The following is a 5,288-nucleotide window of genomic DNA, read 5'->3' on the forward strand; positions in this document are numbered from 1 at the left end:
TCCCACACCATGACCCCAGGATGATGTCCGGCGCCGCGCGCACGACCTCCTGCGGATCGGCCAGGATGCGATGCTTGGCCAGGGACTCACCCGACATCTGCGGAAACACATCCTCACCGCCAGCGATGCGGACCAGCTCCGCTACCCACTGGATGCCGGTGATCAACGGATCGTCCCACTCCTCGAAGTAGACCTTTGGACGCCGTACGAACTGAGCTGCTGCAGCTTGGATGCGCTCGATCTGCTGCTCGGCCTTGCGCGCGTAGGCCTCTGCCTTGTCGAACGCGCCCACCATCGCCCCCAGGCGCCGGATATAGGCGAGGATGCCATCGACGCTGCGATGATTGCTGATCCACACCTCCACGCCGGCTTTGATCAGCTCGCGCGCGATATCGGCCTGGATATCGGAAAACCCAACCACGAAATCGGGCTCGAGCTTGAGGATCTCGTCGATCTTCGCGCTGGTGAAGGCCGACACCTTGGGCTTCTCCTTGCGCGCCCGCGGCGGCCGCACGGTGAAGCCGGAAATGCCGACGATGCGATGTTCCTCGCCGAGCGCGTAAAGCACTTCGGTGGGTTCTTCGGTGAGGCAGACGATGCGCTGCGGATAGTGGTCGGTGTTGCTGCGAATTTCAGTCACGCTCTCAATGCCCCAACACGGTCACCGTGATCTTGCGCTGATGCGGATCGCGGCGGTGTTCCCATAGATAAATGCCCTGCCAGGTCCCGAGCTGCAGTTTCCCGGCGTGCACCGGCACCATCAGGCTGACGCCGGTGAGGATGGCACGCACGTGTGACGGCATGTCGTCCGGACCTTCCTCGTCATGCTGGAAGATGGCGTCGCCATCGGGCACGGCGCGCGAAAACCAGCGTTCCAGATCCTCGCGTACGGCCGGGTCGGCGTTTTCGCTGACCAGCAGCGAACAGCTGGTATGCAGGCTGAAAACATGGGCAATGCCCGTGTGCACGCCGCTGGCGGATACGACGTCACTCACCTTGTCGCTGATGTCGGTGAAGCCGCGCCCGCGGGTGTGCACGACAAAGCCATTCTGGGCGACGTGATCGGCGGGCGCTGCACGCATGCGGATAGCCTTGGTCGGGTTTAGGGGTACAGCAGACGGCTCGTCCAGGTCTGGCCGTGACGACTCCAGCGCACGCGCTCGTGCAACCGGTAGTCGGCGCCGTACCAGAACTCCACCATGTCCGGCTCCACCACGTATCCGCCCCAGTGCGGCGGACGCGTCACCGGACGGCCTTCGAATTCGTGTTCGTAGCGCGCGTAGCGCTGCTCGAATGTTTCGCGATCAGGCAGCGTCTGCGACTGCAGCGACGCCCAGGCGCCGAGCTGGCTCTCGCGTGCGCGCGTGGCGAAGTACGCATCCGATTCTTCCGGCTGCACTTTGCGGGCCACGCCTTCCACCCGCACCTGCACGGCGTTGCGCAGCTGCTTCCAGTGGAAGCACAGCGCCACCTGGGCATGCGCCTCGAGCTGGCTGCCCTTGTCGCTTTCGTAATTGGTGTAGAAGCGGAACCCGCGCTCGTCGGCACCCTTGAGCAAGACGATGCGCGAGCTCACCCGCCCGGCCGCATCGACGGTGGCCAGACTCATGGCCGTGGGCTCGGGTTCTCCCGTCGCCGCAGCCTCGTCCAGCAGTTGAGCGAAAGTGTCAAGAATTTCTGGTTTCAGCATGGGGGTCTTGAATCGTGGCTCGCGCGCGCCATCATGGCTGGCATGTCTCCAGATGCTAGCACGCAGAATTCCACGCTGGCCGGGCACCTGCTCGACCAATATGCCGGACGCATCGCCCGCGCCCGGCGCCCTTATGTGCTTGGGCTTTCAGGCCTGCAGGGCAGCGGCAAGAGCACGCTGGCGCGGGAAATGAAGGCCCAGGCCGAAACCCGCGGCTGGCCTTGCGAGGTGTTGTCGCTGGACGACTTCTATTATTCGCGAAGCGAACGTGAAGTCCTTGCTCACCAGATCCATCCGCTGCTGCGCACCCGCGGCGTGCCGGGCACCCACGAAATCGAGCTGTTGCTGTCAGTGCTGGCCGCATTGCCGCAGGCTTCCGACAAGCTGCCGGTGAGCTACCCGCGCTTTGACAAGGGCCGCGATACGCGCGTGGCACCGTCGAAATGGCCCAAGGTCATCCGTCCGCCCAAGCTGGTGATCCTCGAAGGCTGGGCGCTGGGCCTGCGCCCGCAGCTGCAGGCGGCGCTGGAGCAGCCGGTGAACTCGCTGGAACGCGACGAAGACCCCGACGGCATCTGGCGCCACTGGGTCAACAAGCAGCTGCGCGCCTACCAGCCGCTATGGCGCAAGCTCGATGCCTTGATCGTGCTGCAGGCGCCCAACTGGGAAATCGTGCGCCGCTGGCGCAGCCAACAGGAAGAAGACCTGTTGGCGCGCCATGCGCCGCTGGCGATGGACGCCGACACCATGCTGCGTTTTCTCGCCCATTACGAACGATTGAGCCGCCACGCGCTCGCCACCTTGAAGGAACAGGCCGACACCTCGGTGGAATACGACGATGACCGCCACGTCATCGCGCTCAACCACAGCTGATCAGGCGACCGGCTCGACCACGACCGCCGTACCGTAGGCCAGCACTTCGGTCACGCCTTCGGCCACGTCGTTGGCGTCGTAGCGCATGCCGATCACGGCATTGGCGCCGCGCTCCGCCGCGTGGCGCATCATCAGCTCGAAGGCTTCTTCGCGTGCCTTCTCGCACAGTTCCGTGTAGATGGTGATATTGCCGCCCACCAGGGTCTGCAAGGCGGCGCCGAGATTGCCCACCACGCTGCGCGAACGCACGGTGATGCCGCGCACGATGCCCATCGGGCGCACGATGCGATAACCCGGCAGCTCGTTGCCGGTGGTGATCATATGGAGCGACACATTGCTGGGCATGGAACTCTCCGGGATGAGTGAAATATCACAGCTGATCTTGACCGGGCGGTGGCGCGCCCGAATCGTGACTCAAGCGTCGCCGTCCAGCAACGCAGCGTAGCCCTCGCGCGCATCGGGCCATTGCGGTACGAAGCCGCTGGCGCGCAAGCGCGCATTGCTCAAGCGTTTGCTGCCGACACCCGCGGGCGCCTCGCCTTCGGCGGGTAGCGGCGCCTGCACGCGCCGCGCGAGCGCGTCATAAAGCGCGTCCAGAGGCAGCGGCGTGTTGTCGACGCCAAGATAGAGCGGCAATGGGTCGCGCATAAACAGCAAGTGGACGATGGCCGAGGCGGCGTCATCGACATGGATGCGATTGGCCCAGTGCGGTGTCGCGCGCGGCACGCGCACCACCCCATTGCGCAGGCGTTCGATCAGCTGCATGCGTCCGGGCCCATAAAGCCCTGCGAGTCGCAATGCCACGGCCGGCGCGTGTTCCGCCGCGTAGCGCTCCGCTTCCAGCAGCACGCGTCCATTGAAGCCGGGCGGCGCCGGCGGTGTTTCCTCGTCGACCCATGCATCGCCATGTTCGCCATAGACCGCACTGGAGGACACGAACAGCAAGCGCTGCAGTGCCTGCGTGTCGATGGCGTCCAGCAGGTGTTGCAGGCCATCCACGAATACCGCGCGATACAGCGCCTCGTCGCGTGCATCGGGCGTCGGCAGGTAGACGATATGCGTGATGCCGTCAGGCAGCGCGCGCAGCGTTTCAGGCTTTGTCAGATCGCCCTGTATCCACTGGATGCCGTATTCATCGCTGGCAACGCCACGCCTCAGCGCCCAGACCTCGTCGCCGCGCGCCCGCAGAAGACGCGCTACCCGCAGCCCGACATCGCCCGCACCGGCAATCAGCACGCGCGCGCTCATGGCATGCTTTCCTGCCCTGGCCGCCACCGCGCGCTTTCGCGCCTGCTAGCATTTACCCATGAATCCATCGTGCAACCTGTTCATCGTCGGCCCTACCGGCGCCGGCAAGACGTCCATCGGGCGTCGGCTGGCGGACCATTATGGGCTGAGCTTCATCGATATCGACCAGGAAATCGAACGGATTTGCGGCGTGCCGGTCAGCACCGTGTTCGAGATCGAAGGCGAGGCCGGCTTTCGCCAGCGCGAAAGCGCGCTGCTGGAGGAAACCAGCCGGCGCAGCGGCGTGCTGATGGCCACCGGCGCCGGCGCCGTGCTCGATCCGGCCAACCGCCGCCTGCTCTCTGAGCGCGGCTACGTGCTGTGGCTGCAGGCCACCCTGGAGCAGCAGCTTGAGCGCCTGGCGCAGGATCGCCAGCGACCGCTGCTCGCCGGCGTGGACCGCGCCGAGCGTCTTACCGCCATGGCAAACAGTCGCACGTCGCTCTACGAGGAACTGGCGGATCTGGCGATCCCCGGCGCCCACGAAACCGTGCAGGCCGCCAGCGCGCGCAGCATTCTCCTGATCGACCAGCATTGGCAACGGTAGCCGCATGACCACCACGACGCACACCCAGCCCCGCACCATCGACGTTGCCCTCGGCGATCGCAGCTATCCCGTGTGGATCGGCCCCGGCCTGCTCGCCGATGGCGCCCGCTGGCGCACCGCCCTGCGCGGCCGCCATGCGCTGGTGATCAGCAACACCACGGTGGCGCCGCTCTACCTGGAGCGCGTGGCGGCGGGGCTGGATGGCCTGCACTGGTCGAGCTTCCTGCTCGACGATGGCGAAGCGCACAAGACCTTCGCCAACGTCGGTCGCGCACTGGAGGCGCTGGCACAACTGGGAGCGACCCGCGATGCCTGCGTGGTGGCCCTGGGCGGCGGCGTGGTGGGTGATCTGGCTGGCTTCAGCGCGGCCTGCTGGATGCGCGGCATCGACTTCATCCAGATGCCGACCACCCTGCTGTCGATGGTGGATTCGTCGGTGGGTGGCAAGACCGGCGTAAATCTGCCCGCTGGCAAGAACCTCGTCGGCGCCTTCCACCAGCCTCGCGCCGTGATCGCCGATACCGACACGCTCGCCTCTTTGCCCGAACGCGAATACCGCGCCGGCCTCGCCGAAGTGGTGAAAGGCGCGGCGATCGGCGACCCGGCCTTCTTTGCGTGGCTGGAAAACAACGCCCCAGCATTGAACGCACGCGACAGCGCACCGCTGATCGAAGCGATCGCGCGCAAGGTGCAATACAAGGCCGGCGTCGTCGCGCGCGACGAAACCGAACAAGGCGAACGCGCCCTGCTCAACCTCGGTCACACGTTTGGCCATGCGCTGGAAACTGCTGGCAAATACCAGGTGCTGCTGCATGGCGAAGGTGTCGCTGTGGGCATGCTGCTCGCCGCGCAGTTGTCCGAACGCATGGGCATGAGCCAGGCGACCGATAC

Annotated in this window: 8 protein-coding genes; 3 read left to right on the forward strand and 5 right to left on the reverse strand. The window is 65.8% G+C overall.

The features are described 5' to 3' along the window. The 3 genes from AC1DMG_RS19410 to pdxH form a co-directional block, all read right to left on the reverse strand. Positions 1 to 640, reverse strand: a 640-nt coding sequence (locus AC1DMG_RS19410) for a helical backbone metal receptor (protein WP_477180937.1), incomplete at its 3' end; no start/stop codon positions are given. A 4-nt stretch (positions 641 to 644) separates the two neighbouring features. After that, on the reverse strand, positions 645 to 1,082 hold the full coding sequence (locus tag AC1DMG_RS19415) for a secondary thiamine-phosphate synthase enzyme YjbQ (RefSeq protein ID WP_441602499.1): 438 nt from the start codon (positions 1,080 to 1,082) through the stop codon (positions 645 to 647). Positions 1,083 to 1,102: 20 nt separating this feature from the next. Next, positions 1,103 to 1,690 carry a pyridoxamine 5'-phosphate oxidase gene (pdxH, locus tag AC1DMG_RS19420; RefSeq protein ID WP_441602498.1) on the reverse strand — a complete coding sequence of 196 codons (588 nt, stop codon included), beginning with the start codon at positions 1,688 to 1,690 and terminating at the stop codon, positions 1,103 to 1,105. Between the two features lie 42 nt (positions 1,691 to 1,732). Here pdxH and AC1DMG_RS19425 point away from each other — a divergent pair, with 42 nt between their 5' ends. Then, positions 1,733 to 2,563, forward strand: coding sequence for a kinase (locus tag AC1DMG_RS19425; protein ID WP_477177933.1), 831 nt, complete (start codon positions 1,733 to 1,735; stop codon positions 2,561 to 2,563). Here the strand turns inward: AC1DMG_RS19425 and AC1DMG_RS19430 are convergent, their stop codons facing one another. Both AC1DMG_RS19430 and AC1DMG_RS19435 read right to left on the reverse strand, forming a co-directional pair. After that, positions 2,564 to 2,908: a YbjQ family protein gene (locus AC1DMG_RS19430; RefSeq protein ID WP_046970402.1), complete on the reverse strand. Its 345-nt coding sequence runs from the start codon at positions 2,906 to 2,908 to the stop codon at positions 2,564 to 2,566. Positions 2,909 to 2,977: 69 nt separating this feature from the next. Beyond that, entirely contained in the window at positions 2,978 to 3,811 is an 834-nt protein-coding gene (locus AC1DMG_RS19435; RefSeq protein ID WP_477177932.1) for an NAD-dependent epimerase/dehydratase family protein, read from the reverse strand. Between the two features lie 58 nt (positions 3,812 to 3,869). On the opposite strand from AC1DMG_RS19435, the gene AC1DMG_RS19440 reads away from it, so the two are divergent. Both AC1DMG_RS19440 and aroB read left to right on the forward strand, forming a co-directional pair. Continuing rightward, the gene (locus AC1DMG_RS19440) at positions 3,870 to 4,397 is read left to right on the forward strand and encodes a shikimate kinase (RefSeq protein WP_477175337.1); all 528 of its coding nucleotides are present in this window, start codon (positions 3,870 to 3,872) and stop codon (positions 4,395 to 4,397) included. Between the two features lie 4 nt (positions 4,398 to 4,401). Next, positions 4,402 to 5,288 (forward strand): 3-dehydroquinate synthase (aroB, locus tag AC1DMG_RS19445; RefSeq protein WP_477180938.1); only part of this gene is annotated, 887 nt, incomplete at its 3' end.

Source organism: Dyella sp. 01N36 (genome assembly GCF_056399745.1).